This window comes from Aurantimonas litoralis, from assembly GCF_026153195.1.
GTDB classification, from domain to species: Bacteria; Pseudomonadota; Alphaproteobacteria; order Rhizobiales; family Rhizobiaceae; genus Aurantimonas; species Aurantimonas coralicida.
Window position 1 is genome coordinate 134,607 of the sequence record NZ_JAPFBM010000010.1, and the last position, 25,877, is coordinate 160,483.

24 protein-coding genes and 1 tRNA gene are annotated in these 25,877 nt (G+C 68.5%); 7 read left to right on the forward strand and 18 right to left on the reverse strand.

Translation table 11 applies throughout. The annotated features are described in order from the left end of the window. Positions 1-70: 70 nt before the first annotated feature. The 4 genes from N7I30_RS18415 to N7I30_RS18430 all read right to left on the reverse strand — a co-directional run bounded on the left by N7I30_RS18415 (position 71) and on the right by N7I30_RS18430 (position 5,252). Positions 71-1,426 (reverse strand): UDP-glucose dehydrogenase family protein, encoded by a 1,356-nt coding sequence (locus N7I30_RS18415; RefSeq protein ID WP_498640776.1) that lies wholly within the window; start codon positions 1,424-1,426, stop codon positions 71-73. 215 nt (positions 1,427-1,641) lie between these two features. Further along, entirely contained in the window at positions 1,642-2,262 is a 621-nt protein-coding gene (gene fixJ, locus N7I30_RS18420; protein WP_498640778.1) for a response regulator FixJ, read from the reverse strand. Beyond that, positions 2,252-4,144, reverse strand: coding sequence for a PAS domain S-box protein (locus N7I30_RS18425; protein ID WP_498640780.1), 1,893 nt, complete (start codon positions 4,142-4,144; stop codon positions 2,252-2,254). Before N7I30_RS18425 ends, fixJ begins: the two co-directional genes overlap by 11 nt. A 130-nt stretch (positions 4,145-4,274) precedes the next feature. Beyond that, the gene (locus tag N7I30_RS18430) at positions 4,275-5,252 is read right to left on the reverse strand and encodes a 1-phosphofructokinase family hexose kinase (protein WP_498640782.1); all 978 of its coding nucleotides are present in this window, start codon (positions 5,250-5,252) and stop codon (positions 4,275-4,277) included. A gap of 197 nt (positions 5,253-5,449) precedes the next feature. Between N7I30_RS18430 and N7I30_RS18435 the strand changes: the two genes are divergently transcribed. After that, complete coding sequence (locus N7I30_RS18435; RefSeq protein WP_498640784.1) at positions 5,450-5,851, forward strand: response regulator transcription factor; 402 nt, start codon at positions 5,450-5,452, stop codon at positions 5,849-5,851. Between the two features lie 36 nt (positions 5,852-5,887). On the opposite strand, the gene N7I30_RS18440 is transcribed toward N7I30_RS18435, so the two are convergent. Both N7I30_RS18440 and N7I30_RS18445 read right to left on the reverse strand, forming a co-directional pair. Next, the gene (locus tag N7I30_RS18440) at positions 5,888-7,243 is read right to left on the reverse strand and encodes an ATP-binding protein (RefSeq protein ID WP_498640786.1); all 1,356 of its coding nucleotides are present in this window, start codon (positions 7,241-7,243) and stop codon (positions 5,888-5,890) included. Continuing rightward, positions 7,240-7,905, reverse strand: a complete 666-nt coding sequence (locus tag N7I30_RS18445) for a response regulator transcription factor (protein ID WP_187390955.1) — start codon at positions 7,903-7,905, stop codon at positions 7,240-7,242. The genes N7I30_RS18440 and N7I30_RS18445 overlap by 4 nt, the downstream gene beginning before the upstream one ends. Positions 7,906-8,035: 130 nt before the next feature. Here N7I30_RS18445 and N7I30_RS18450 point away from each other — a divergent pair, with 130 nt between their 5' ends. After that, complete coding sequence (locus tag N7I30_RS18450; protein ID WP_498640789.1) at positions 8,036-8,755, forward strand: L,D-transpeptidase; 720 nt, start codon at positions 8,036-8,038, stop codon at positions 8,753-8,755. Next, positions 8,752-9,375, forward strand: a complete 624-nt coding sequence (locus N7I30_RS18455) for a DsbA family protein (protein WP_498640791.1) — start codon at positions 8,752-8,754, stop codon at positions 9,373-9,375. Before N7I30_RS18450 ends, N7I30_RS18455 begins: the two co-directional genes overlap by 4 nt. A 44-nt stretch (positions 9,376-9,419) precedes the next feature. Here N7I30_RS18455 and N7I30_RS18460 read toward each other — a convergent pair whose 3' ends face one another. The 4 genes from N7I30_RS18460 to N7I30_RS18475 are packed head-to-tail and all read right to left on the reverse strand — an operon-like array spanning position 9,420 to position 13,124. Beyond that, complete coding sequence (locus tag N7I30_RS18460; protein WP_277023663.1) at positions 9,420-10,709, reverse strand: TRAP transporter large permease; 1,290 nt, start codon at positions 10,707-10,709, stop codon at positions 9,420-9,422. A gap of 3 nt (positions 10,710-10,712) precedes the next feature. Next, on the reverse strand, positions 10,713-11,219 hold the full coding sequence (locus tag N7I30_RS18465; protein WP_277023665.1) for a TRAP transporter small permease: 507 nt from the start codon (positions 11,217-11,219) through the stop codon (positions 10,713-10,715). After that, a complete protein-coding gene (locus N7I30_RS18470; protein ID WP_498640794.1) occupies positions 11,216-12,214 on the reverse strand; it encodes a TRAP transporter substrate-binding protein in 999 nt (332 codons plus the stop codon). The genes N7I30_RS18465 and N7I30_RS18470 overlap by 4 nt, the downstream gene beginning before the upstream one ends. 40 nt (positions 12,215-12,254) lie before the next feature. Beyond that, positions 12,255-13,124, reverse strand: coding sequence for an isocitrate lyase/PEP mutase family protein (locus tag N7I30_RS18475; protein WP_228240663.1), 870 nt, complete (start codon positions 13,122-13,124; stop codon positions 12,255-12,257). Between the two features lie 89 nt (positions 13,125-13,213). On the opposite strand from N7I30_RS18475, the gene N7I30_RS18480 reads away from it, so the two are divergent. Next, on the forward strand, positions 13,214-13,870 hold the full coding sequence (locus N7I30_RS18480; protein WP_228240664.1) for a GntR family transcriptional regulator: 657 nt from the start codon (positions 13,214-13,216) through the stop codon (positions 13,868-13,870). Positions 13,871-14,126: 256 nt separating this feature from the next. Here the strand turns inward: N7I30_RS18480 and N7I30_RS18485 are convergent. From N7I30_RS18485 to N7I30_RS18505, 5 genes are all read right to left on the reverse strand, one after another. After that, positions 14,127-14,202 (reverse strand) — tRNA-Lys (locus N7I30_RS18485). Positions 14,203-14,367: 165 nt separating this feature from the next. Next, complete coding sequence (locus N7I30_RS18490; RefSeq protein WP_498640797.1) at positions 14,368-14,805, reverse strand: PilZ domain-containing protein; 438 nt, start codon at positions 14,803-14,805, stop codon at positions 14,368-14,370. A gap of 157 nt (positions 14,806-14,962) precedes the next feature. Further along, a complete protein-coding gene (gene ilvC / locus N7I30_RS18495) occupies positions 14,963-15,982 on the reverse strand; it encodes a ketol-acid reductoisomerase (RefSeq protein ID WP_009209110.1) in 1,020 nt (339 codons plus the stop codon). A 40-nt stretch (positions 15,983-16,022) separates the two neighbouring features. Continuing rightward, positions 16,023-16,640, reverse strand: a complete 618-nt coding sequence (locus N7I30_RS18500) for a TetR/AcrR family transcriptional regulator C-terminal domain-containing protein (protein WP_050767679.1) — start codon at positions 16,638-16,640, stop codon at positions 16,023-16,025. Positions 16,641-16,809: 169 nt separating this feature from the next. Then, positions 16,810-17,553, reverse strand: a complete 744-nt coding sequence (locus N7I30_RS18505; protein ID WP_498640799.1) for a pyridoxine 5'-phosphate synthase — start codon at positions 17,551-17,553, stop codon at positions 16,810-16,812. Positions 17,554-17,751: 198 nt separating this feature from the next. On the opposite strand from N7I30_RS18505, the gene N7I30_RS18510 reads away from it, so the two are divergent. Continuing rightward, complete coding sequence (locus N7I30_RS18510) at positions 17,752-19,353, forward strand: hypothetical protein (RefSeq protein ID WP_498640801.1); 1,602 nt, start codon at positions 17,752-17,754, stop codon at positions 19,351-19,353. Positions 19,354-19,579: 226 nt separating this feature from the next. Further along, positions 19,580-19,981 (forward strand): hypothetical protein, encoded by a 402-nt coding sequence (locus tag N7I30_RS18515; protein WP_024348521.1) that lies wholly within the window; start codon positions 19,580-19,582, stop codon positions 19,979-19,981. 26 nt (positions 19,982-20,007) lie between these two features. Here the strand turns inward: N7I30_RS18515 and N7I30_RS18520 are convergent, their stop codons facing one another. The 3 genes from N7I30_RS18520 to ilvN all read right to left on the reverse strand — a co-directional run bounded on the left by N7I30_RS18520 (position 20,008) and on the right by ilvN (position 23,961). Next, positions 20,008-21,135 (reverse strand): ATP-dependent DNA helicase, encoded by a 1,128-nt coding sequence (locus N7I30_RS18520; protein WP_024348522.1) that lies wholly within the window; start codon positions 21,133-21,135, stop codon positions 20,008-20,010. Between the two features lie 171 nt (positions 21,136-21,306). After that, a complete protein-coding gene (locus N7I30_RS18525) occupies positions 21,307-23,292 on the reverse strand; it encodes a hybrid sensor histidine kinase/response regulator (RefSeq protein WP_498640804.1) in 1,986 nt (661 codons plus the stop codon). Positions 23,293-23,388: 96 nt separating this feature from the next. Continuing rightward, positions 23,389-23,961, reverse strand: a complete 573-nt coding sequence (gene ilvN / locus N7I30_RS18530; RefSeq protein WP_009209104.1) for an acetolactate synthase small subunit — start codon at positions 23,959-23,961, stop codon at positions 23,389-23,391. Positions 23,962-24,151: 190 nt separating this feature from the next. Here ilvN and N7I30_RS18535 point away from each other — a divergent pair, with 190 nt between their 5' ends. Continuing rightward, complete coding sequence (locus tag N7I30_RS18535) at positions 24,152-25,822, forward strand: hypothetical protein (protein ID WP_498640806.1); 1,671 nt, start codon at positions 24,152-24,154, stop codon at positions 25,820-25,822. The last annotated feature ends 55 nt before the right edge of the window (positions 25,823-25,877 follow it).

Genomic DNA, 25,877 nt, shown 5'->3' on the forward strand with positions numbered 1-25,877 from the left:
ATCGCCCCGGCCGGTCCGGCCGGGTGGCGTGGTCTTGCCGAAGGGCTATCCATCGCTGCGGGGTCGCGTGTCAAACGGCGCGGGCTTCGGCGGACGGGGCCGGCGCATCCGCATCGCTCCCGCGCGGGCGGCCGACGCCGGCATAGCTGAAGCCGGCGCGCGTCACCGTCTCCCTGTTGTAGACGTTGCGCAGGTCGACCATCACCGGGCTGGTCATCAGCGATTTCAGCCGCGCCAGGTCGAGCGAGCGGAACTCGTTCCATTCCGTCACGATGGCCAGCGCATCGGCGCCCTCGGCCGCCTGGTAGATCCCTTCGGCGAAGGTGACGTCGTCGAGCACCGCGCGGGCCTGCTCCATGCCGACAGGATCATAGGCCACGACCCGGGCGCCGCCGTCCTGCAGTGCCTGGATGATCGAGATCGACGGCGCGTCACGCATGTCGTCGGTGTTCGGCTTGAAGGTCAGGCCCAAGACCGCGATCGTCTTGCCGCGCACCGATCCGCCGCAGGCCTGAACGATCTTGCGTGCCATGGAGCGCTTGCGCTGGTCGTTGATCGAGACCGTCGTCTCGATCAGCCGTACCGGGCTTTCGGCGTCCTGCGCGGTCTTGACCAGCGCCAGCGTGTCCTTGGGAAAGCACGAGCCGCCATAGCCCGGCCCCGCATGCAGGAATTTCGAGCCGATCCGCCCGTCCATGCCGATGCCGCGCGCGACGTCCTGGACGTCGGCGTCGAGCTTTTCGCACAGATCGGCGATCTCGTTGATGAAGGTGATCTTCATGGCGAGAAAGGCGTTGGCGGCGTATTTCGTCAGCTCGGCGGTGCGGCGCGAGGTGAAATAGACCGGCGCCGCGTTCAGCGAGAGCGGCCGGTAGACCTCCGACATCATCGCCTTCGCCGTCTCATCCTCGGTGCCGATGACCACCCGGTCCGGCCGCTTGAAATCCTCGATGGCCGAGCCTTCGCGCAGGAATTCCGGATTGGAGACGACGGCGAAGTCGGCGTCCGGGTTCACCTCGCGGATGATCCGCTCCACCTCGTCGCCGGTGCCGACCGGCACGGTGGACTTGGTGACGACGATGGTGAAGCCGGACAGCGCCCGGCCGATCTCGGCGGCCGCGCCGTAGACATAGGACAGGTCAGCATGGCCGTCGCCGCGCCGCGAGGGCGTGCCGACGGCGATGAACACCACGTCCGAGGCCGCGACCGAAGCGGCAAGATCGCTGGAAAAGCGCAGCCGCTTCTGCACGGCGTTGCGCGCCACCAGCTCGTCCAGCCCCGGCTCGTAGATCGGCATGCGCCCGAGTTCCAGAAGTTCGAGCCGCGCCGGATCGCGGTCGACGCAGACGACCTCATGGCCGAAATCGGCAAAGCAGGCCCCCGAGACGAGGCCGACATAGCCGGCACCGATCATCGTGATACGCATGGTTCAGTCCTTTCGCGAGCGGCGCTTGCCCGGCACCGGTCCGGCTGCGCCAGATGCAGCCCCGCAAACGGGTTCTCGCCGCCCTTCATGGCGTCCAGATGAAGGGCGCGAGTGCGCTCGGCAATGGTGACGCGCCGTGCACAGATCGCGCGATGGATCGCCGTCGCCCATACCAGCCGGCCGGCGGATGGTGCGAGCGGCGCATCGGATCCGCCCTACCCGTCCGCCAACGCACCGGCGCGCACCGCCATCCGCACCAGCTCGGACAGGCTGGCGGCTTCCATCTTGGTCATCACGTTGGCCCGGTGGACCTCCACCGTGCGCGGGCTGAGCCCGAGATCGTAGGCGATGGTCTTGTTGGGGTGGCCGGCGAGCAGCCCGTCCAGCACCTGCCGCTCGCGCGGCGACAGCGACTGGAGGCGCGCCTGAATCCGGGCGGTGTCGCCGTCCGGTCCCCCCTGGTGGTTGCAGCGTTCCAGCGCCGTGTGGATCGCTTCGAGCAGGATCTCGTCGTCGAAGGGCTTCTCGACCAGGTCGACGGCGCCCTCCTTCATCGCCTGCACGGCCAGCGGCACGTCGGCATGGCCGGTCATGATGACCACCGGCAGCATCACGCCCAGGCCCTTCAGCCGGCGTTGCAGCTCCAGCCCGTCGATCCCCGGCATGCGCACGTCGCTGACGATGCAGCCGGGTTGCAGGCCCTCCAGCGACGCAAGGAAGGCGGTCGCCGAATCGTAGACCCGCACCGCCAGCCCGGCCGTCGCCAGCAGGAAGGCTAGCGACTGGCGCACATCCGCGTCGTCGTCGATGACGTGCACGACGGCATTACTCGCCATCCTCGGCCTCCTTCATCCGGGCGCTGCGCAGGGTCAGCCGGAAGATCGTGCCGCCGTCCGGGTTCGGCTCGGCCCACAGATGCCCGCCATGGGCCTCGATGATGGTGCGCGAGATCGACAGGCCGACGCCCATTCCCTGCGCCTTGCTGGTCACGAAGGGCTGGAAGAGATGCTCGGCCACATCCGCGGCGATCCCCGTGCCCGTGTCGGTGACGTCCACCCGCACCATCTCGTCCTCGCCGAGCGAGGTGACGACGACCAGTTCGCGGCGCGGCGTTTCCTGCATCGCCTCCACCGCATTGCGGATGAGGTTCAGGAGAACCTGCTGCACCTGCACCTTGTCGGCTAGGACCAGCGCGGCTGCCGGCGCGAAGTCGAAGGACACCCGCACGCCGGTCTCCTTCGCCCCCACCAGCGCCAGCGCGCTGGCCTCCTCGATCAGCGTCGGCAGGTTCTCGATCCGCCGCTCGCTTTCGCGTCGCGCCACGAAGTCGCGCAGCCGGCGGATGATCTGCCCGGCCCGCAGCGCCTGGTCCGCGGCGCGGTCGATGGCGTCGCGCACGGTGGGCAGGTTGTCGGCATCGCCGCCGTCGAGCAGCCGGCGCGCGCCCTTCAGATAGTTCGCCGCCGCCGTCAGCGGCTGGTTCAACTCGTGCGCCAGCGTCGAGGCCATCTCGCCGAGCGCGGTATAGCGCGACATGTGGATGACCTCCGCCTGCAGCTCCTGCAGGCGCCGCTGGGTGTTCTGTCGCTCGGTCAGATCGCGCACGAAACCGGTGAACAGGCGGTTCTCGCCGCTTTGCATCTCGCCGACCGACAGTTCCATGGGAAAGGTCGAGCCATCCTTGCGGGCGCCGACGACGACTCGGCCGATGCCGATGATCCGCCGCTCCCCCGTGGCGAGGTAGCGGGCGAGATAATGGTCGTGCTGCTCGCGATAGGGCGACGGCATCAGCATGCTGATGTTGCGGCCGATGACCTCGTCGGGCCGATGGCCGAACAGCCGCTCGGCCGTGGCGCTGAAGGACTGCATGATGCCGGCCGTATCGATGACGATCATCGCGTCGGGCACGGTGTCGAGCACCAGTTGCAGGCGGGCCTCGCGCTCGGCCAGCTCGGTCAAAGCGCGGCGGGTGGTGGTGATGTCGCGCGCCACCTTCGAGGCGCCGACCAGCCGGCCGGCCGCGTCCCACACCGGCGAGACGGTCAGCGAGACGTCGATGATCTGCCCGTCGGCGCGGCGGCGCCGGGTCTCGAAATGCTCGACCCGCTCGCCGCGATGCAGCCGCTCCATGAAGACACGTTCCTCGTCCTCCTGGCCTTCGGGCAAGAGCATGGTGATCGGCTGGCCGACGATCTGCGCCGCGCTGTAGCCGAAGATCGCCTCCGCGCCGCGGTTCCAGTCGGTGACGAGGCCGTCCAGCGACTTGCCGATGATCGCCACGTCCGCCGAGGCGACGATCGCCGCGAGGCGGTTGTTGGCGTTCTCGGCCGCCTTGCGGGAGGTGATGTCGGCGAGGACGCCATGGATCGCCGAGCCTCCGCCGACCTCCTCGATGGCGCGGCCGCGCAGCCGCAGCCATTCCTCCCTGCCACTTGCCGCCATCGATCGCACGTCGATGTCGATGCCGAAGGGTACGGCAGCGCCGAACGCCTGCTCGGCAATGGCGCGGTCCTCGGGGTGGAGCCGGCCCAGAAGCGCCGTCAGCGGCTGGACATCGACGCCGGTCTTGAAGCGCTCGGCGGCAATCTGCGAGAGGCTGATGGTGCCGGCAACCGGATCGAACCGCCACGTGCCGACGCCCGCCGCCTGGAGCGCCCGCAGGGCATTCTCCGCGTTCCCGCAGGTGATCCGCGGTTCTGGCTCGATATCGGATTCCATGGACATATCGCGGCCGGCAGGTGCTGGAGGTTGTATCCCTCGTCGATGACCGACACTTCCACCGTGCCGGCCTCGTGGTCAAGTTGCGGGATTATCCCGGCCGCTTGCAATCTGCCGCAGCCTGCACCGATCACTTCGCTGAGGGCACGCGCTGGCGCGCGTCGTCCGGCGTCTTCAGCCCCATGCGGGCGGCGAGCTCGCAGTCGATCCGCCGCACGTCCGCCTCGCGGCAGAGCTCCGTTCCCGGCGTCAGCAGCGCCGCCACGCCGGCGGCAGAAGCGAGGCAGGCGGCGTTTGCCAGCGGCCGGCCCCGCGAAAGCGCGAGAACGAAGGCGCCGACGAAGCTGTCGCCGGCGCCGACTGCGCTCTGCGGCTCCACACTGACGGGAGGGATCGTGAGCAGCCCTGACGCCGAGGCGATGACGGCGCCCTCCGCCCCGAGGGTCAGGGCGACGATCTCGGCCGCCCCGCGCCGGACCATGTCGAGCGCCGCCTGTTCCTGTCCCTGCCGGTCGGCGGGCGCCACGCCCGTCAGCTCGCAGAACTCGCGCTGGTTCGGCTTGGCGAGGAAGACACCTTCCGAAAGCGCCGCCGCCAGCGCAGGACCCGACGTGTCGACCACGCAGCGGGCGCCGCGCCTCTTCGCGGCCGCCGCGATGCGCGCATAGAAATCGGTGGGCACGCCCGGCGGCAGGCTGCCACTGGCGACGACGAAGCCGCCGGGCACCAGATCGGCATCGACCGCGTCGAGACAGGCCCGCCATTCGGCTTCGCCAAGCTCGGGTCCCGGCAGGACGAGCCGGTACTGGGCGGTCGTGTCGGTTTCAGCGACGGTGATGTTCAGCCGGGTTTCGCCGGCAATGGCGATGGCCCGGGTCTCCAGCCCCTCGTCGGCGAGGCGCTCCCGATATGCCTGCCCCATGGTCCCGCCGGCGGTGAGAATCGCGCGGGACCCGCCGCCCAGCGCGCCGATCACCCGGGCGACATTGACCCCGCCGCCGCCCGGATCGAGGCGGGCAGGCCCGCAGCGCAGCTTGGCCTCGGGCAGCAGCCGGTCGACCGAGGTCGTCAGGTCGAGCGCGGGGTTCATGGTCAGGGTGACGATCACGGCAGCGCCCTCTTTTCGCATGCACGAGCTGTAGCGGCCCGCCGTATCCGTGCCTTGCGGTCGATCAAGCGAGACCCGGCACCGCCGGCCTCGTCGCCCTCTTGCGCGAGATCAAGGCATGCGTGCCGACCGTTTGCCTAATGGACCAATTGGGCGCGGCAGGGGCGGTTGCCGACGATGGTGCCGGAGCAGCTCGCATGAGGAAAGAAAAGCGGTTGATCTTTCTGGTCGACGACGATCTGGCGGTGCGTGAATCCCTCAAATTCGCGCTGGAACTGGACGATCTCTCCGTGAGCCTCTGCGGCACCGGCGAGGAGCTCTTGCTGCACGACGATCTCGGCGCAGCCTGCTGCCTCGTCCTCGACTACCAGATGCCCGGCATGGACGGCCTCGACGTGCTCGATGCCCTGCGGGCGAAAGGGCTGACGCTGCCGATCATCCTGATCACCGGCCACGCCACCGAAACCCTGCGCCGCCGCGCCAGGAAGGCCGGCGTCATGCAGCTTCTGGAAAAGCCGCTCGTCGACAGTGCCCTTCTCGACAGCATTCGCCATGCCATCCGCCTCGGTCGCAACCAGGGCGCCGCCCGGCCCCACTGACCGCACCGCGCCCCCGCCCCGCGCGACCGATCGCAATCAGGCGGCCAGACCCGGAACGCCGAGCGTGGCGCGAAGGCCTCCTTCGTTGCGATTGGCCAGCGACAGCGTACCGCCGAGCCGCTCGGCACATTGCGCGACGATGCTGAGCCCCAGTCCCGATCCGACGGCAACGCGGTTCCGGCCACGAAAGAAGCGTTCGGTCGCGCGGGCCAGCTCGTCCTCCGGCAGGCCGGGCCCCTCGTCCTCGACGAGGATCGCCTCGCCCCTGCGCGCGATGCGGACCGTCCCTCCCTTGGGCGAATGGTTGACCGCGTTCTCCACCAGATTGCGCAAGGCCAGTGCCAGCAATGTCGGGTTCGCCGATATCTGGATGGTCGAAAGCGAGGCATCGAGATCGAGCCGACCGCCCTTCGCCGTCAGCCGCGCCGCCTGGTCGGTCAGGAGATCGGCGAGCATGTCGCGCAGCCCCACCGGCGTCGGCGCACCGTCGACATCGACGCATTCCGCCTCGGCGCTTGCCAGAAGCTGCTGCACCAGCCGCGACGTCCGGTCGACGGCGGTGGTGATCTGCGTCAGCGCGACGTCGCGCACCGCTGCATCCGGGCTGCGCGTGGCGATCTCGGCCTGGGTCTTCAGCCCGGCCAGCGGCGTGCGCAATTCGTGGGCGGCATAGGCGAGGAACTGCCGCTCGCTGCGGCGGGCCCTGCCCACCCGGTCGAACAGCCCGTTGAGCGCCGCCACCATCGGGCGGATCTCCGTCACGCTTCCCTCCGCCGGCAAAGGATGCAGTTCGTCGGCGCTGCGCCCGGCCAGCGTGCCGGCCAGTTCGTCGAGCGGGCGCATGCCGCGCTGCACGGCGAACCAGATGATCAGCGCCAGGGCCGGCGCGATCAGGATCATCGGCAGGAGCAGGCCGGTCACCATGTCGCGCACCAGCCGCGCCCGCACTTCCAGACTGTCGCCGACCAGCACCTCCACGCCGGTCTCGGCGCTGCGCACGGCGAAGACGCGCCAGGTCTCGCCGTCGATCTGCCGCTCCGCGAAGCCCGATCCGTGGTCCGACAGCCGCTGCTGCGGCGCGCCGTCCGACCGGCCGAGCAGCGAGCCGGACAGCGACCAGATCTGGCACGACAATTGCCGTTCGTAGCTCTGCCCCGCCTGGGTGAAGGCGGGCAGGTCCGAGGTGCCCATCTCGGCCGCGGCTGCCAGGTCGATCTGCCGGCTGCCGACCAGCGAGGACACCATGCGCGCCGCCTCCATCAGCCGGGCGTCGAGCACCTCTTCCACCTCTGCCCGCGTGCTGGCGTAGATCCAGGCCGTCGCCGACAGCCAGATGAAGCCGGTGGAGACCAGAAGCAGGACGAACAGCCGGCCCTTCAGCGACGCCCTCATGAATCGGCCCTGCGCAACCGGTAGCCGACCCCGCGCAGCGTCTCGATGAAGCGACTGCCGAACTTGGCGCGCAGCTTGTGGACATGCACCTCGACGGCGTTGCTCTCGACGCCCTCGTCGAAGCCGTAGAGCTTGTCCTCGAGCTGGCTGCGCGACAAGATCGCGCCGGGATGCTGGATCAGCGCGTGGAGGACGGCGAATTCGCGCCGCGACAGGCGGATCTCCACGCCGTCCTGCGTCGCCACCATGGCGGCCGGATCCACCCGCACCCCCTCCCATTCGAGGAAGGGCTCGGCGCGTGTGGTCCCCCGGCGGATCAGCGCCCGCAGCCGTGCCGCCACCTCGTCCAGCGCGAAGGGCTTGCCCAGATGATCGTCGGCGCCGCCGTCGAGACCGCGGATCCGGTCGGGCAGCGCATCGAGCGCGGTCAGGAGCAGCACCGGCGTGGTATCGCCGCGCTGGCGCATGGCCGCGAGAATGTCATGGCCCGACCCGTCCGGCAGCATCACGTCGAGCACCACGGCGTCGAAGCCTCCGACGGCCAGCGCCGCCTCCGCATCGCGGCAGCAATCGGTGAGGTCGGAGGTGAATCCGCTCATGCCCAGTCCGACCTTCAGGCCGTTCCCCAGGATCTCGTCGTCCTCGACGATCAGAATGCGCATGCCTGCTCCGTTGCGGTTCTGCCACGGCGGCGATCCTGCCGATCCAGCTTAAGGCTGCCTTAAGCTTGGCGACCGACCACCCGGTCTGACGAGGCGCCCTACGCCTTACAGCAGTTCAGGAACAGACCGCATGATCCAAACCGTCCCCCGCGCCGTCGCGATCGCCCTCCTCGGACTGGCGCTGGGCGCCTGCTCCACCAGCGGCGAACCCACCCGGCAGCTCGCCTATGCCCAGCCCAAGCCGCCGGTCGATCCGCGCGTTGCCGAGATGTATGGGCCGGTGCTGGACGATGGCTGGCAGATTCCCGCCGTCGCCCCCACCGCGATGGAATCCCGCAACATCCGCCAGATCGTCGATTACGACACCAGCGAGCCGGCGGGCACGGTCGTCGTCGATCCGTATCAGCGCTTCCTCTATCTCGTCATGGAGAACGGCAAGGCGATGCGCTACGGCGTCGGCGTCGGCAAGGCGGGGCTGGAATTCACCGGCGAGGCGCTGATCCAGCGCAAAGCGGCCTGGCCGCGCTGGACCCCGACCCAGGACATGATCAAGCGCGAGCCGGAGAAATACGGCGGCGAGCTGCGCAACGGCATGAAGGGCGGCATCGAGAACCCGCTCGGCGCCCGCGCGCTCTATCTCTTCAAGGACGGCCGCGACACGCTCTACCGCATCCATGGCACCAACCAGGAATGGTCGATCGGCAAGGCCGTCTCGTCGGGCTGCATCCGCATGCTCAACCAGGACGTCATCGACCTGAACCGGCGCGTGCCGCCCAAGACCCGCGTCGTGGTGCTCGGCCCCGAGTCCGCACCGCAGGTGTCCGACACCGAAAGGGCCCCCTCCGCATGACCCGCCCCAGCCTCGACCGTCGCCACCTGATCGCAGCGCTCCTTGCCACCGGCACGGTCTCGCTGCTGCCGTGCGCAGCGAACGCGGCGCCGGCCGACCCGATGTCGCCCGAGGCGGTGCTGTTCGACCCTCAGATTCCGGTCCTCGGCAATCCGAAGGGCGACGTGACCATCGCCGAATTCTTCGACTACCAGTGCCCCTACTGCAAGAAGGCGCATCCCGACGTAGCCCGCCTCGTGCGCGAGGACGGCAACATCCGCCACGTCATGAAGGACTGGCCGGTCTTCGGGCCGGCCTCGGTGCTGGCCGCCCGGCTGACCCTGGCTGCAGGCAAGCACTACGCGAAGGCACAAGCCGCGCTGATGGCGACGCCCGGACACCTGACGCCCGACCAGGTCGAGGACATCCTCGCCCGGGCAGGCTTCGACGTCGCAGCCCTGAAGCGGGCCTATGAAGCCGATCGGGCACGCATCGAGGGCATCCTCCAGCGCAACAACCAGCAGGCCGAGGGTTTCGGGCTGATGGGCACGCCGGCCTATCTGGTCGGCACGGTGCTCTTCCCTGGCGTCGTCGCCCCGGCCGACATGAAACGCGCCGTCGCCGCCGCCCGCACGCGCTGACGCATGACCGGGCCCGGCAGGCGATCCGCCGGGCCGCCACCCGCCTAGCCCATCAGAGCCGGCAGCCAGAGCGCGAGCGAAGGCAGCGCCGCGACCAGCAGCACGACCATGAGGATGGCGCCCAGCCACGGCAGCGAGGCGGCCGCCACCTTCTCGTAGCTGACCCCCGCCACCTTCGTCATGACGAACAGCACCATGCCGAAGGGCGGTGTCGCCTCGCCGATGACGAGGATCATGATGAACACGATGCCGAAATGGACCGGATCGAAGCCGAAGGCGATGGCGATCGGCACGAGGATCGGCGTGAGCACGTTGATCGCGACCGACACGGCCATGAAGCAGCCGATGAACAGCAGGAAGACGATCATCATGATCATCATGAGCGTCGGGCTCTGCGTCACACCGGACAGCCAGGCCGCCAGCGTGTCGGGCACCCGCGCCCGCGTCAGGATCCAGGCGAAGAGCGACGAGCAGCCGAGGATGAAGAAGATGACCGCGGTGTCGTAGGCCGTCCGCTTCAGGACGCCGATCACCGCCTTCACATCCAGGCTGCGGTAGATCAGCGTCGCAACGAGGAAGGCCCACAGGCCGGCCACCGCCGCCGCTTCGGTGGCGGTGAAGACGCCGGCGAAGATGCCCGACAGCAGGATCACCGGGGTCAGAAGCGGCGCGAAGGCGCCGAGAAACGCCTTGCCGAGCGCCTTGCCCCCCGGAAACCGGCCCGACGGCAGCCCGCGGGTGCGCGCGAAGATCGCCGCCAGGGCCATCAGCGCGAGCGCCATCAGGATGCCGGGCACGATGCCGGCGAGCAGCATGTCGCTGGCGCTGACGCCGGCCAGCACCGCATAGAGGATCGCCGGAATGCTCGGCGGGATGATCGGGCCGATCAGCGAGGAGCCGACGGTCACGCCGATCGTCGTCTTGTCGTCGTAGCCCGCCTCGCGCATCGCCCGCACTTCCATGGCGCCGAGGCCCGCCGCATCGGCGACCCCCGAGCCGGACATGCCGGCAAACAGCATGCTGGCGACGATGTTGACCTGCGCGAGCCCGCCCTTGACGTGGCCCACCAGCGCATTGGCGAAGTTGAACAGCCGCGTCGTCGAACCGGAATCGTTCATCAGATGGCCGACGAAGATAAACAGCGGGATCGCCAGCAGCGGAAAGGAATCGACGCCGGCAACGAGCCGCTGCGTGACGATCGCATAGGGAATGTCGAAGAGGCCGCGGGTGACGGCGAAATAGCCGAGCCCGGCAAGGCCGAGGGCGTAGCCGGCACCGATCCCCAGAACGAGGAGCACGATGAGCACGGCCATGGAGAGGAAACCCGGAACCATCGATCAGGCCTCCCCGTCTTCGGCTTCGGCTTCGGCGTGGATGAGATCGGCCCGGCCGGGCGTGACGAAGTGGACCGCCGTGATGATCGCGGCCGCCGCCCCGCCGAGGAAGGGGGCGAGATAGACGGTGCCCTGGCTGACGAAGGACATGGTGGCCAGCGGATAGGGCCAGTTCGCCACCATCAGCTGGAAGGCGCCGACGGTCAGCGCGCACAGGAACACGAAGGCGGCAAGCAACTGGAACCGGTAGAGCGTGTCGGTCAGGCGGTTTCGCCCCAGAATGCGGTCGAGCAGGTCGATGCGGATATGGCCGTGGCGCACCGTCACCAGAACCAGCCCGAGAAAGACGACATAGAGATTGAGCAGCCGCGCCAGTTCCTCGCTGAAGACGAGGTTGATGCCGAGATAGCGATAGGCGATCTGGGCGAGAACGGCGATGAAGAACCCCGCGAAGCAGATGGTGACGAGGGCGTCTGCCGCCCTCGTCACCAGGGTCGTGACCCGTGTCATTTGGCAGCGCCCGCCGGCTCGCCTCCGGTGCCGTCGACCGCCTCGATCGCCGCGTCGTAGACGCCGGGCGCAAGGATCTTGTCGGCCGCGGCCTTGATCACCGGCAGCGCCTCCTCGCGGAACTCCGGCTTCGGCTCGACCGTCTCGACGCCGGCCGCCTCGATCAGGCCGATGATCCGCTTGTTCTCCTCCACTGCCGCGTCGCTGCCGGCTTCGGTGGCCGCGTCGATCGCACTCTGCAGCGCCTCCTGCTGCGCCGCGTCGAGACCGTTCCAGAAGTCGAGATTGGCCATCACCGTGACGTAACTCTGCTGGTGGCGCGTCGCGATGAGGTACTTCTGTACCTCGAAGATCTTCCGCCCGTAGATGTTGCTGAGCATGTTCTCCTGGGCGTCGATGACGCCGGTCTGGAGCGCCGAGAACACTTCCGGCGACGGCATCGGCGTCGTCACCGCGCCCATGCCCGACCAGATGTCGATCCACAGCGGGATTTCCGGCATCCGGATCTTGATCCCCTCGAGCTCCGGCAGGGTCGTGAAGGCGGTGTTCGAGGTGGCCCAGCGGGCGCCCTGGTAATAGGTGCCGAGGAACTTGGCGTTGCCCTTTTCCTCCAGCGCGGCCTTCATCTTGTCGCCGACCGGGCCGTCGAGGAACCGCTGGACGCTGTCATAGTCGGGCAGCAGATAGGGAACGAGCGTCGCGTCGAGCTCGGGGAAATATTCCGACGCGTGGATGACGCCCATGTGGATCTGGGTCTCGCCGATCCGCACGAGATCGATCAGCTCGTTCTCGCCCCCCAGCGTCCCGTCGAGAAAGATGTCGAGCGTCATGTCGGGGGCGGCCGTCGCGAGCTCGGCCTTCAGCGCCTCGACGACCACCTTGTTGACGCCGTTGTCCGGCACCGTCGAGGCCAGCGTCACCGTCTGTGCCGAGACACCGCCCGCAAGCAGCATCGAGAACCCGGCCGCAAGGGCCGCAATCTTCGTCATTGTCATTGTCATTCCTCCCATTGAATTTCAGATCACCCGCGCCTCCTCAGTCGCGGGCGTGACGTTTGTCGAACTCCCAGACCCGCTCGAAGCCGATCATCCGGTTGAACTTCTCGAAGCTGTAGAGATCGTCCTTGCCGGCCGAGGCCCCCGTCGCGACGAGATCGCCATAGGCACGCTCCAGCGCCTTGGCGGTGGACAGGAAACCGATGGCCGGGAAGATCGCGAGGCTGAAGCCGAGTTCGCCGAGGCGCCGGGCGTCGAGAACCGGCGTGCGGCCGCCTTCGACCATGTTGGCGACCAGTGGCTTGTGCGGGAACCGCTCGCCGATCAGCCGCAGCTCGTCCTCGCTCTCCGGCGATTCGACGAACAGGATGTCGGCCCCCGCCGCGTCATAGGCGGCCATCCGGTCCAGCGCCTCGTCGAGCCCCTGGTCGGAGCGCGCGTCGGTGCGGGCGATGATCAGGAAGTCGTCGCTCTGGCGCGCCTCGACGGCGACGCGGATCTTGTCGGCCATCTCCTGCTTCGGCACCACCGGCCGGTTGGGCGTGTGGCCGCACTTCTTGGGAAACACCTGGTCCTCGAGCTGGATCGCCGACGCCCCGGCCCGCTCGTACTCCTTCACCGTCATGTCGACGTTCAGGAGGCCGCCATAGCCGGTGTCGCCATCGGCCACGAGCGGAATGCCCGCCTCCCGCGCGGCGCGGCCCATCACGGCAACCCGGTCGACCATGTCGCGGAAGGAGGCCAGCCCGGCGTCCGGAATGCCGAGATGCGAGGCCACGGTCCCGTATCCGGTCATGTAGAGTATTCTCGCCTTGGCGCTGATCGCGAGATGGGTCGAGATCATGTCGTAGATGCCGGGGGCGACGACGCAGCCGGGCTCGGCGAGAATGGATCTGAGACTGGACGACATGGGGGCCTGCTCCTCCTGGATACAACAGGCCGTCAAAAAGGCATATAACGTGGCCTGACGCAAATCCTTGTATACAGAAAGCGGAATTGATGGCGGAAAACGAGACCCTCGGCGCGGCCGACGAAGCCTACCGGTTCATCCGGGACGGTATTGTTTCCAATCGCTTCCCGGAGGGATCTCGCCTGGCGGAGGAGGAACTGGCGCGGCTGTCGGGCCTCAGCCGGACGCCGGTCCGCGAGGCCATCCGACGGCTCGCCGCGGAAGGCTTCGCCGTCACCAAGGCGCGGTCCAGCGCCACCGTCGCGTCCTGGGACGGCGACAAGGTCGCCGGCCTGTTCGGCACAAGGGCGGCTCTGGAGAGCTATGGCTGCGCGCTGGCGGTCCGGCGGGTCACGGCGTCCGATATCCGTGGCCTAGAGGCCATGTGCGGCGCCATGGAGGATCTGCTCGCGGGCAGCGAAAGCGATTTCCTGAAGACGTTCTCACAGGCCAATACCGCCTTCCATGTCCGCCTGCTCGAACTGTCGAGAAACGAACACCTTCTGAGCGTCGCGGCGCCGATGATCGATCTGGCGTTGATCATGCGGACCTACCGCAAGTTCTCGCCGGACCAGATCCGGCGCAGCTGCAGCGACCACCGCGAGATCGTCGCCGCCCTCTCCCTCGGCGACGCCCAATGGGCCGAGGCGATCATGAAGGCACACATCCTGTCGTCGGTGGTAACCGCGACGACGCCGGCGCGGTGACGCCATCTCGCGGCGAAGCGGAAGTGCCATACGCGGCCTGACCGTCGGCGCTGCTGCGTCTCGCACCAGCAGATCCGCCAAGGGCTGCGAACCAATACCGATCGCAGCGCAGGACACCCGGTAGCGGCTTAAACGATGCGCAGTCGGCGGCGGAGATCGCGCGCAGACGACCTTCGTTGCGCATATGCCGACGACCGCTCCCCGGAGGGGTCCGGAAGGCCGTTGATGGCTTGAAAAGATGTTCGGAAAGAAGATTTGGTGGGTGATGTAGGGTTCGAACCTACGACCCGCTGATTAAGAGTCAGCTGCTCTACCAACTGAGCTAATCACCCACGACGCCGGTGGCGTTCGGTAGCGGCTACATAAGCGGAAGCGCGGTGGCTGTCCACCCGTCAGCGACCATTTTTTGCAGTGCGATGACGGTTATTTTTGCAGAGTGCGCGGCAAGCGGCCGGGACCGGACGTCAGGTGCCGCGCAGGTTGGGTTTCGGCGCCGGTCAGGACCAGGCGAAGAGGCGCGTCAGGGCGGCTGGCAGTGTCTCCGGCATGATCTTGCGGATGCCTCCCGTCGATGAAGGGGCCGGCTGCGATTCGGGCTGCCTGGCCGTCGTCTGCGGCGGCAGCGGACGCTGGTCCCCCGCCTCCGGGCCGGGCTCGACATCGAGGAAGCGGATGCCGGCGAACATGGCGCGGCGATAGACCAGGCGCGCCGGGCGCTCGTCGCGCTCCTCGCCGATCCGGATCTGGAATTCCTTGGGCAGATGCGCCGCATCGTCGATGGTCAGCAGGGCGCCGGTCGCCGAGATGTTGCGCACGATGCAGTCGAAGGTGGAGAAGCCGCCGTTGAAGATGACCTTGGCGCGCTTGAGCGTGCGCGTGCGGGGCGCGACGCGGCGTTCCGAATCGTCCGGTTCATGTTCGGGAAGCGCAGCCATATCGGCCTCCATGCCAGGACAGTCGGTCCGGTTGTCGCAGGAACTCCTTTGCAATTCCTGAACCAAACCCGGTGAAATTCAAGCGAAATGCAAAGCGCCGGCGGGACAGGTCCCGCCGGCGCTCAAACAATTGCCGAATCGGCCAGGCGCCAGGCGCCTAGTTGCGGTCCTTGTCGACCAGCGCGTTCGACTTGATCCACGGCATCATGCCGCGCAGCTTCTCGCCGACTTCCTCGATCTGGTGCTTGTCGTTGAGGCGGCGGATGCCCTTGAAGCGCGCGCCACCGGCCCGGTACTCCTGCATCCAGTCCGAGGTGAACTTGCCGGTCTGGATGTCGGCCAGAACCCGCTTCATCTCGGCCTTGGTCTCGGCGGTGATGATGCGCGGGCCGGAGACATACTCGCCCCACTCGGCGGTGTTGGAGATCGAGTAGTTCATGTTGGCGATGCCGCCCTCATAGATGAGGTCGACGATCAGCTTCACTTCGTGCAGGCACTCGAAATAGGCCATTTCCGGCGCGTAGCCGGCTTCCACCAGCGTCTCGAAGCCGGCGCGGATCAGCTCGACCAGACCGCCGCACAGGACGACCTGCTCGCCGAACAGGTCGGTCTCGCACTCTTCCTTGAAGTTGGTCTCGATGATGCCCGAGCGACCGCCGCCGACGCCGCAGGCGTAGGACAGCGCCAGGTCGAGGGCGTTGCCCGAGGGGTCCTGGTGGACGGCCACGAGGCACGGCACGCCGCCGCCCTTCTGGTATTCGCCGCGCACGGTGTGGCCCGGGCCCTTCGGCGCGATCATGACGACGTCGACAGTCGCCTTCGGCTCGATCAGGCCGAAATGCACGTTCAGGCCGTGGGCGAAGGCGATGGCCGCGCCGTCGCGGATGTTCGGGGCGATCTCGTCGCGGTAGATGTCGGCCTGGAGCTCGTCCGGGGTGGCCATCATCATCAGGTCGGCCCAGCCGGCCGCCTCGGAGACGGTCATGACCTTGAAGCCGTCGGCCTCGGCCTTCTTGGCGGTCGCCGAACCGGCGCGCAGGGCGACGGCGACGTCGTTGGCGCCGGAATCCTTCAGGTTCAGCGCATGGGCGCGGCCCTGGCTGCCATAGCCGATGATCGCGACCTTGCGGGACTTGATGAGGTTGAGATCGGCATCCCGATCGTAATAGACGCGCATGCTGTATCCTCCTTTGGATGCTTTGCTTGTTGTCGTGAATTCAGGCCGTGACCGGCCTCTCCTCGTCCACTCCGTAAAGAGCGAAGAACTGTGTGGTGGCGCGCTCCGCGTCGCGGGCGACGGCCGCCTTGTCCAGCGTCAGCCGGTCGCCGAGCAGCAGCCGGATCTGCACGTCGCGCACGACGAGGCCGAAGAAGCTGCGGAAGGCATCGTCGGCATCCTCGAAGCGCACCAGCCCGGCATTGCGCCCGGCCTCCAGCGCCGGCTTCAGCCGCCGGGCCATGGCGAACGGCCCGTTATGCAGGACGATGGCGCCGAGATCGGCGGTTTTCGAGCCGGCCTCGGCAATGGCCAGCCGGTTGAGCGCGACCGAGGTCGGACCGCTGAGGACAGTCAGCCAGTCGCGGGCGAACTGGGTCAGATGCGCGGCGAGGCGTTCGCGCGATGCCGCCTCCGCCCCCACCGGCACGCCGCGGACCTTCGCGGCCTGCCACTGCACCGTCGCTGTCAACAGGCCGTCGCGGTCACCGAACCATTTGTACAGGGTTTCCTTGGAGCAGCTCGCGGCGCGCGCCACGGCGGTCATGGTCAGCGGCCGGCGCGCTTCGACGAGCAGGCGCAGCGCCGCGTCCAGCACATCGCACTGGCGCTCCGTCATGCTCTCCACGGCGATGGTTTCGGTTGCCGACACACTGCCTCCAGGGGCGGCTCGCGAGAGCCGTACCGTACGTTACGGTACGGCTTCTAGGAGGTGTCGGTGGCGGACGCAAGCGGAAATCCGCAGGGCCCGCCGTTTCGCATTCGAGTGCCCGGTATTCGCTGGGGACTCAGCCCTGGCCGCAGGCGGCCCGGAACCGCCGCACCGAGGTCTCCATGCCGTATTCCAGCGCGTCGGCCGTCAGGCCGTGGCCGATCGAGACCTCGGCCAGATCCGGAATCCGCGCGACCAGCGCCGGCAAATTCGCCACGGTCAGGTCGTGCCCGGCATTGACGCCCAGCCCCGCCGCAAGCGCCGCGTCGGCCGTCGCGCCGAGCCGCTCGATCTCGGCCTTCGCCGCGTCCGGGTCGGCATGGGTGCCCCCATAGGGGCCGGTATAGAGCTCGATCCGGTCGCAGCCCGTGGCCGCCGCAGCCGCGATCGCCGACGGGTCGGCATCGGCAAACAGCGAGACCCGCGCCCCGCCGGCCTGCAACCGCGCCACGATGGGCGTCAGGAACGCCCCCTCTCCGGCAAAATCCCAGCCATGGTCCGAGGTCGGTTGCGTGGGATCGTCGGGGACCAGCGTCACCTGCTCGGGGCTGACGGTCTCGACCAAAGCGAGAAAGTCCTCGGTCGGATAACCCTCGATGTTGAATTCGGCCGCCGGAAACTCGTTGTCGATCAGGGCACGCAGGTCCGGCAGGTCGGAGAACCGGATGTGCCGCTGGTCCGGACGCGGATGCACGGTCAGGCCATGGGCCCCGGCCCGCAGCGCGATCCGGCCGAAATCGACCACGTTCGGCCATGGCAGGTCGCGGCGATTGCGCAGCATGGCGACGGCATTGAGATTGACGGAAAGAGCGGTCGACATGCGGGCCTCGCGGAAACGTTTCGGCGCCCCGTAAGTGTGCGATCCCCGGCGACCGGTCAACGGCCGGGCGAGAAATCCTCCCGATCCGGGCGCACGCGCCGAATGCGTGTTGAAAGCCCCTGCCCGACCGCTAGTCTGTTGAACACGTTACCAATGCCCGGGGGCTCCCCCTGGGACGCGTTGCGAGGGAGAGACAGGATGCGTAGTTCGAACTTCATACCCATCGTCGTCGCCGGGGTCGTCGGCATTGCGATCGGCTGGGCCGTCGGCCCTGATTATGACGACCTGCAGGAGGATCTGGGCAACCAGATGCAGGGCGTCGCCGGCCGGATGCAGGCCGAGATCGAGAAACTGCAGACCAGCGTTTCGGAGCTGAGCCAGCAGGCGGCGGCCCCCGCCGACGACGCGGTGGCGCAGACCCAGCAGGCCATCGCCGATCTGGGCGCCCGTCTCGATCAGATGGGCGGCGACTTCCAGAGCCGCACCGAGGCGCTCGGCCAGTCGCTGCAGAGCGGCGCCGGCGAGGCCCGCGATGCGGCGGCCGCCAAGCTCGACGAGCTCGCCGCCGCGATCGAGGGGCTGAAGGGCGACATCGCCGCCGCACCGGCTGCCGCGCCCCAGGGCGGAGCGGATGCCGCAGGCGGCGACCCGGCGGCGCTGGCGAGCCAGGTCGGCAACACCGGTGCGATCCTGCTGCCGGGCCAGTCGGCGATCTTCGGCGGCAATCCGGTGCAGCTGGTGTCGATCTCCGCCGAAAGCGGCAGCGCGACGCTGACGGTCGCCGGCGGCGATCCGCAGGACGTGGCGTCCGGCAGCGCGATCGATGCCGGTAATGGCTGCCAGGTGACGCTGGCCGGCGTGGCCGCCGGCGCGGCCTATCTCGGATCACAGGACTGCGCCGGTGCGGCAGCGTCGGCTAGCGGTGAACAGAGTGCCGCCGCCGCACCAGCCGCGCCCGAGCCGCAGCAGGCGGAAGCGGCGCCCGCACAGGAGGATCAGCCGGCAGCGGCCGAAGCCGCGCCTGACGCGGCAACGCAGGAGGCCCAGCCAGCTCCGGCAGAGACGGCGCCCGACGCGGCAGCGCAGGACGCCCCTGCCGAGACCACGGCTGCGGCGGAACAGCCCGAGGCCGCCGAAACGGCCCAACCCGCCGCTGCTGACGCGCCCGCCGAACAGCCGGCCGCCGCAAGCGCCACCAGGCAGACCGTGCCGGTCGGCGGGACCGCGAGCTTCGGCGAGACCCGGATCTTCGTCTCCGCCATCGCCGAGGACAGCGCGACGCTCTTCGCCGTCGGCGGTGGCGGTCGCGAGACGGTCGCCGTCGGTTCGGCTCTCGATGCCGGCAATGGCTGCAGCGTGACGGTCGAGGCGATCGAGAACGGTCAGGTGACCCTCGCCAGCGACGGCTGCACCGGCGGCGCCGCAAGCAGCGAAGACAGCGCGGGACCGGCTTCCGATGACGCCGCCGCGGCATCGCAGGAGACGCCGGCCGAACAGCCGGATGCGGCGGCAAGCACCGCGCCGGCCGAGGGCGACGCCGCAGCCGCGCCGGCCGAACCGGCCAGCGAAAGCGATGCAGCCGCCGGTGACGGCGGGATCACGGTCGGCCAGACGGCGACCTTCGGCGAGACGAAGGTCTTCGTTTCCGGCCTCGGCGACAATGGCGCGACGCTCTACGTCGTCGGCGCCGGGCGCCAGCAGGTCGAGGCCGGCGGCTCAGCCGATCTCGGCGACGGCTGCGCGGTCACGGTGGACCGGATCGAGGACCGCACCGTATATCTGACGGCGAATGGCTGCTGACAGCAGAGCGAAGCGTCGATGATAAGAAAGGGCGGGACCGACAGGCTCCCGCCCTTTTTCATGCCCCTGACTGACCCAACGGAATACCGCGCATAACCGGGTCGAAAATCCTGTCGATATTACGCGCCAACGCGGCTAGACTGCGCCGGCGACGGCGCATGTCTGCCCGGTCGCTTGCGGCACGGCATCGGATCACAGCTGTTTCGGCAGGATCGGGAGTTTCGCCATGGTCAGGATCGACAGACTTTACGTCATCATCGGCATTGTGTGGCTGCTCGCAGGCGCGGCCTTCGGCACATGGCTCGGCGCGACCGGCCACCACAATTTCTCCAATTCCCACGCCCATATCGGGCTTCTGGGCTTCGTCGCCTCGGTCCTCTTCGGCCTGGTGCACAAGGTCTGGCCCGAACTGCGCACCCGCCGCCTCGCCTTGCCGCAACTGGCGGTCTACGAGATCGGCACAGCGTTCCTGATCCTCGGCAAGATCATGGTCGACGCAACCGGCGAGGAAAACCTGTTCCTGTTCGTCGGCTCGATCACCGTCATCCTCGGGGCGCTGATGTTCCTCTGGCTGTTCGTCAAAGGCTCGGAGGCGAGCGACGCGCCGACCCTATCGCCGGCCGAATAGGCCGCGCTTGCCGGCCGGCGGCAGGGCTATTTGACGATGGTCAGGCGCTCGGCCGCACGGGTGATGGCGGTGTAGAGCCAGCGCTCGCGCGTTTCCTTGAAGGCCCAGCTCTCGTCGAACAGCATGACGTTGTTCCACTGCGAGCCCTGCGCCTTGTGCACCGTCAGCGCATAGCCATAGTCGAAATCGTCGAAACGCTTCTTGGTCGGCCATGGAATGTCCGCGTCGGGATCCTCGAAGGCGGCCTTCAGCAGCCGGATCTTGGCGGCGCCCTGGTCGATGTCGTCGTCGTCCGGTTTCACGATCAGATTGACGCCCGGCTTGGTCGTCTCGCGCGAGGCCGTCATCACCTGCCAGAGCGAGCCGTTGAGCAGCCCCTTGGCCGGGTCGTTGCGCAGGCAGACCAGCTTGTCGCCAGACATCGGCAGCGGGCCCTCGAAGCCCTTCAGTTCGCGCAGCCGCGCATTGTAGCGCCGGCGGGTGCGGTTGGTCCCGACCAGCACCTGGTCGGCGGCCAGCACCTCGTCGGTTTCCACCTCGCGCTTGCCGATGATCCGGGCGGCGCCCCAGTCGCCATGCATCAGCTCCTTGCCTTCGCGTACATGCAGGGCAAGGTCGATGATCGGATTGTCGCGCGCCTGGCGATGGATCTCGGTCAGGAGGAAATCCGGCTCGGCCTCTGTGAAGAAGCCGCCGCCCGACACCGGCGGCAGCTGCCCCGGATCGCCCAGCACCAGGATCGGCGTGCCGAAGGACATCAGGTCGCGGCCGAGCGCCTCGTCCACCATCGAGCACTCGTCGACGATGATCAGCTTGGCCTTGGCGACCGGGCTCTGCCGGTTCAAGGAGAAGGTCGGCGAGACCCGCGACAGGCCGCTGGTCTCGTCGGAGATCGTCTCCTCGCCGCGCGGGCGGTAGATGAGTGAATGCAGCGTGCGGGCGCTCTTGGCGCCCTTCGAGCGCAGCACCTGCGCCGCCTTGCCGGTGAAGGCGGCGAACTGCACCGCCCCGTCGATACCCTCGGCGAAATGCCGCGCCAGCGTCGTCTTGCCGGTTCCGGCATAGCCGAACAGCCGGAAGATCGGTGTCTCGCCGTCCGCCAGCCAGTCGGCCACGGCCTTCAGCGCATCGTCCTGCTGTGGTGAGAGCTTCAAGCCGATCTCCGGTTGCCAGCCGGGCACGCGGCCCGATTCCCATTGCGGACAGCCTTATAGGTCCCGGCGCGGTTTTTCACCCTCGTCGCCGATGCGCCGTGCGCTTGCCCACCGTCGGTGGCAAACGCACCACGAACGCCGCTGCAGGGCGGCGCGGCGCGGGTCCTCGGTTCAGGAGCCGGCGATGGCCGCACCCGGCGACGCCGCCTTGCCGGCGCCGAGGATCGCGGTGATCGCCTTGGCCAGTTCGTATTCGCCGAAGGGCTTGGACAGCTTGGGCAGGCTGTTGTCGCCGCCGGGCGGCAGCTCCGCATAGCCGGTCGCCAGGATGATCGGCAGCCCGGGCCATTCGCCCCGGATCGCCTCGGCAAGCTGGCTGCCCGTCATCCGCGGCATGGCGTGATCGGTGATCACCAGCTCGATGTCCGCCTCGCTCCGCAGAATGTCGAGCGCCTCCATGCCCGACGTCGCCTCGAAGACGCGGTGGCCCATGTCCTCCAGCATCGCGACGGTGTTCATCAGCACCAGCCCGTCATCGTCCACGGCGAGGATGGCGAGCGGCCGGTCCTCGGCCGGTGCAGCCGGCGCGTCGGGCGCGCGTGCCGGGACCGGCGCCGGCGCGAGCGCGGCCGTGGCGACCGGCAGCCACAGCTCGACGCGGGTCCCCTCGCCCTTGCGGCTGTGGATCTGCAGGCCGCCCCCCGACTGGCTGACCAGCCCGTGCACCATGGACAGACCGAGGCCGGTGCCCTTGCCGACGCCCTTGGTGGTGAAGAACGGCTCGGCGGCGCGCTTCGCCGTCTCGGGATCCATGCCTTCGCCCGTATCGATCACCGCCAGCCGGACATAGCGTCCGGCCGCGAGCCCGCCCGGCCGCGCCGTGTCGATGGCGGCCTCGTCGGCCTCGATGACGACGACGCCGCTGCCATCCATCGCGTCGCGGGCATTGACCATCAGGTTGAGGAGCGCCGTCTCGAGCTGGTTGGGATCGATATGGGCGGGTGCGAGCCCGGCGGGAAAGCGCGTCTCGATGCGGACTTCGGGCCCGATCGAGCGCTCCAGGAAAGCCGTGATGCCGGCGACGAGTTCGGCGAGATCGACGGTGCGCGGCGCCAGATCCTGCCGGCGCGCGAAGGCCAGCATGCGCTGGGTCAGCGACGCGCCGCGGCGGGCCCCCTCCAGCGCATTGTCGATCAGCGACTGGACGGCTGGCGGGTCGATGCCGACCCGCTTGCGGGCCATTTCCAGGCTGCCGATCACCGCGGTCAGCAGATTGTTGAAGTCGTGGGCGATGCCGCCGGTCAGCTGGCCGATCGCCTCCATCTTCTGCGACTGGGCCAGCGCCTCGTTGGCCTTAGCCAGCGCCTCCTGCGCTTCCTTGCGCTCGGTGACGTCGCGGGTGATCTTGGCAAAGCCGATCACCCTGCCTGCCTCGTCGTCGACCCGGTCGACCACCACGCTGGCCCAGAAGCGGCTGCCATCCTTGCGGATGCGCCAGCCCTCGGTTTCGAAGCGGCCATCCTCAAGCGCAGTGGCGAGACCGCGCTGCGGCTCGCCCCGCTCGCGGTCTTCCGGCGAGAAGAAGCGGGAGAAATGCTCGCCGACGATCTCGTCGCGGCTGTAGCCCTTGATCCGCTCGGCGCCGAAATTCCAGTTGGTCACCCGGCCCTCGGGGTCGAGCATGTAGATGGCGTAGTCGCTGACCCCGTTGACCAGGAGCCGGAACTGCTTTTCGCTGCGCTGCAGATCCTCCTGGGCCTGCTTGCGCTCGGTCAGGTCGCGGGTGATCTTGGCGTAGCCGATGAGGGTGCCGTCGGCGTGCCGGATCGGGTCGAGCACCACATGCGCCCAGAACTGGCCGCCGTCCTTGCGCACGCGCCAGCCTTCGGTCTCGAAGCGCCCTTCCGCGGCGGCGATGCGCAGGGCCCGCTGCGGCAGCCCGGCATCGCGATCCGCCGGCACGAAGAAACGAGAGAAATGCGAGCCGAGAATCTCGTCCGCCGTATAGCCCTTGAAGCGCTGCGCACCAGCGTTCCAGCTGGTGATGATGCCGTCCGGATCGAGCATGTAGATGGCATAGTCGGTGATCGCGTCGACGAGCAGCCGGTAGCGGCCCTCGTCACTGGCCGACGCGGTCGCCCGCTCCGTTCGCTCCATCCCCGTATCCCTCACGCATCTGTCCATTCCAGACATAGCAACGGAACGCCCCGCGCCAAGATGGCGCCGGGCCTTCCGGGAACCTGCGCGAAGACGCTACATGCCGTCCTTGCCGCGCGACAGGGCGGCAACGCCCGTGCGGCAGACCTCGACGAGGCCCAGCGGCTGCATGATCGCCACGAACTTGTCGAGCTTCGACGGCCGACCGGTCAGTTCGAAGACGAAATGCTCGATCGAGGAATCGATCACCTTGGCGCGGAAGACGTCGGCAAGGCGCAGGGCCTCGACGCGCTTGTCGCCCTGCCCCGCCACCTTCAGGATCGCCAGCTCGCGCTCGATCGGATCGTTGTCGCCGTTGGCGCCACCGATGCGGGTCAGATCGACGACCCGGTGCACCGGCACGATGCGGTCGAGCTGGCTCTTCAGCTGCTCGATCACATGGGGCGCGCCGCGGGTGACCACCGTGATCCGCGACAGATGCTTCTCGTGCTCGGTTTCCGAAACGGTCAGGCTCTCGATATTGTAGCCGCGCCCCGAGAACAGGCCGATGACCCGGGCCAGAACGCCCGGCTCGTTGTCCACCAGGACGGCGAGCGTGCGGGTCTCGTTCGCCTCCTTCTCCGGCGTGATGAAATAGGCCGATGCGGGCGGCTGGACGGGTTGGTTCATGTCGGAAACTCAGCAGGTTCTTGGCGTTGCGGCACCATAGAGCCGCGACGTCGAAAGGCCAAGGCGGCTTTCGCGGCAGCGCGCGGACGGTCCGCTTGTGCGACGCAGGATGGACGTGCGTCATCGGAAGCGCATCTTCACCTGCCATGAAGGCGCCGGACGCGGTGGCAACCAAGAGGGAGAGACGGACATGAAGACGATCATGCTTCTGGGAACCACGGCGGCGCTGGCGTTGCCGGCATTGGGTGCGGCGACCGCGCAGGAGCCGGACCGGGCCCAGTGCGTGCCTGCGCTCACCGATGGTGGCTTTGCCCTGACGATCCGGGTCGAGGGCGAAGACGGCCTCTTCCGCCTGACCTGCCGCGACGGTTCGCTCGTCGCCGTTCCCGCCGATGCGGTCGTCGGACAGGCCCTTGCGCCGGCAACGGACGCGACGTCCGAGACGGCCGCAAAGGAGATCGACGCCAGCGGCGAAGCGGCGCAATCCGAACTCGGCGCAAGCGAGGAACTGGCCGAACCGCCCACCGAACTGTCCGCAGCGCCCGATGGCGACGTGGGCGACATGATGGCGAGCGACGGAGTGCCAACCGCTCCCGACGCCGAGACGGCCGCGAAAGACGCCGGGACGATCATCGAGGACAGCGTTGCCGCCGCACAAGGCTCGTCCGGCGAAACGGCGACCGCCCCGGAGACGGATAGCCAGGCGTCCGGGACCGCAGCCGACGATGAGGATACCCGCGCTCCCGGCACCGCATCGGCTGCGATCAACGACCTGATCGGCGCCACCGGCAACGCCGGCGCCCCGGGTGAAGCCTCCACCGATCCCGCGCAGCCGGACGACCAGGCCGACATCGCCGATGCGGACACGCAGGATGATGCGATGGCCGACGTCCTCGAAGAGGGCAACCCGGCCGACGCAGAGACCGAAACCGCCGATACCATGTCCGAGGATGATGTGGAGGACGAGATCGGCCAGGATGGCGATATGGCCGACAACGAGTCGGACGGCACCGATGACGGTTTCGAAGACGCCGCAGAGGCCGACGACGCGGCAATGTCCAACGAGATGGCTTCAGACAGCGCCGAGTATGATGCTGAGGATGCGGTCGACATCATTGCCGACAGCGCCGACGACGCTGCGAGCGAACTGGACATCGACGCCCTCGACTCGCCGCCCGGAGAGCTGACCGACACCGCCCGCAACGCTGCCGGCGTGGCGGGCACGATGCCGCAATCCTCGGTCACCGAGGCGCCGCAGGATGCCGAACCGACCGGACCGGCCACCATGGCCGAGGAGGACGGCATGGCGGCGATGGACAAGCCGGCGGTCGCGCCCGAGGACGCGGCGCCCGACGGCGAGGTCGCGAGCCCCGGCGAGGCGAAGCAGGCCGATCGGCTCGCCGCCACCGAAGACCCGGCAATGGACGAGGCGGATGATGCTGCGGCGCCGCAGACCTCCGAGCCCGACATGATCGCGGTGCCGCTGGCGGTCATCGGCAGCGCCGAACTGGCCCTGCCCGGCGCGCAGTTCCGTTCCGTGGCGATCCGCGAGGATGGCGACCAGCAGGTCTACGCCCTGCGCGGCGAGATGCGCAGCGGCCGCGACGTGGCGGTGACCGTCGCCGAGGACGGCGCGGTCGTGAAGATCGACCGTGAAATCCTGCAGGAGGACGTGCCCGAGCGGATCCTGCGGATCGCCGAGGCGCTGATGCCGGACGCCGAGATCCTGCGCGTGACCCTGTCGAACCGCGACAACTACAAGAGCTTCTTCGTCTTCAGCGGGCTCGACGCGCGCGGCGACGGCTTCGAGCTCGAAATCCGCTCGGACGGCCGCAGCGTCGCCTTCGACCGCCCGTCATAGGCCGGAAACGACGAAGGGCGGCGTTGCCGCCGCCCTTCTCCAATCTGCACTGAGA

Coding starts and splice junctions, on each gene's coding strand:
- N7I30_RS18425 (WP_498640780.1), bottom strand. CDS start 4,144: ATGGAATCCGATATCGAGCCAGAACCGCGGATCACCTGCGGGAACGCG.
- N7I30_RS18435 (WP_498640784.1), top strand. CDS start 5,450: ATGAGGAAAGAAAAGCGGTTGATCTTTCTGGTCGACGACGATCTGGCG.
- N7I30_RS18515 (WP_024348521.1), top strand. CDS start 19,580: ATGGTCAGGATCGACAGACTTTACGTCATCATCGGCATTGTGTGGCTG.
- N7I30_RS18510 (WP_498640801.1), top strand. CDS start 17,752: ATGCGTAGTTCGAACTTCATACCCATCGTCGTCGCCGGGGTCGTCGGC.
- N7I30_RS18465 (WP_277023665.1), bottom strand. CDS start 11,219: ATGACACGGGTCACGACCCTGGTGACGAGGGCGGCAGACGCCCTCGTC.
- N7I30_RS18470 (WP_498640794.1), bottom strand. CDS start 12,214: ATGACAATGACGAAGATTGCGGCCCTTGCGGCCGGGTTCTCGATGCTG.
- N7I30_RS18490 (WP_498640797.1), bottom strand. CDS start 14,805: ATGGCTGCGCTTCCCGAACATGAACCGGACGATTCGGAACGCCGCGTC.
- N7I30_RS18500 (WP_050767679.1), bottom strand. CDS start 16,640: ATGACGGAGCGCCAGTGCGATGTGCTGGACGCGGCGCTGCGCCTGCTC.
- fixJ (WP_498640778.1), bottom strand. CDS start 2,262: ATGGCGAGTAATGCCGTCGTGCACGTCATCGACGACGACGCGGATGTG.
- N7I30_RS18535 (WP_498640806.1), top strand. CDS start 24,152: ATGAAGACGATCATGCTTCTGGGAACCACGGCGGCGCTGGCGTTGCCG.
- ilvN (WP_009209104.1), bottom strand. CDS start 23,961: ATGAACCAACCCGTCCAGCCGCCCGCATCGGCCTATTTCATCACGCCG.
- N7I30_RS18415 (WP_498640776.1), bottom strand. CDS start 1,426: ATGCGTATCACGATGATCGGTGCCGGCTATGTCGGCCTCGTCTCGGGG.
- N7I30_RS18480 (WP_228240664.1), top strand. CDS start 13,214: ATGGCGGAAAACGAGACCCTCGGCGCGGCCGACGAAGCCTACCGGTTC.
- N7I30_RS18455 (WP_498640791.1), top strand. CDS start 8,752: ATGACCCGCCCCAGCCTCGACCGTCGCCACCTGATCGCAGCGCTCCTT.
- N7I30_RS18505 (WP_498640799.1), bottom strand. CDS start 17,553: ATGTCGACCGCTCTTTCCGTCAATCTCAATGCCGTCGCCATGCTGCGC.
- N7I30_RS18460 (WP_277023663.1), bottom strand. CDS start 10,709: ATGGTTCCGGGTTTCCTCTCCATGGCCGTGCTCATCGTGCTCCTCGTT.
- N7I30_RS18440 (WP_498640786.1), bottom strand. CDS start 7,243: ATGAGGGCGTCGCTGAAGGGCCGGCTGTTCGTCCTGCTTCTGGTCTCC.
- ilvC (WP_009209110.1), bottom strand. CDS start 15,982: ATGCGCGTCTATTACGATCGGGATGCCGATCTCAACCTCATCAAGTCC.
- N7I30_RS18450 (WP_498640789.1), top strand. CDS start 8,036: ATGATCCAAACCGTCCCCCGCGCCGTCGCGATCGCCCTCCTCGGACTG.
- N7I30_RS18475 (WP_228240663.1), bottom strand. CDS start 13,124: ATGTCGTCCAGTCTCAGATCCATTCTCGCCGAGCCCGGCTGCGTCGTC.
- N7I30_RS18525 (WP_498640804.1), bottom strand. CDS start 23,292: ATGGAGCGAACGGAGCGGGCGACCGCGTCGGCCAGTGACGAGGGCCGC.
- N7I30_RS18445 (WP_187390955.1), bottom strand. CDS start 7,905: ATGCGCATTCTGATCGTCGAGGACGACGAGATCCTGGGGAACGGCCTG.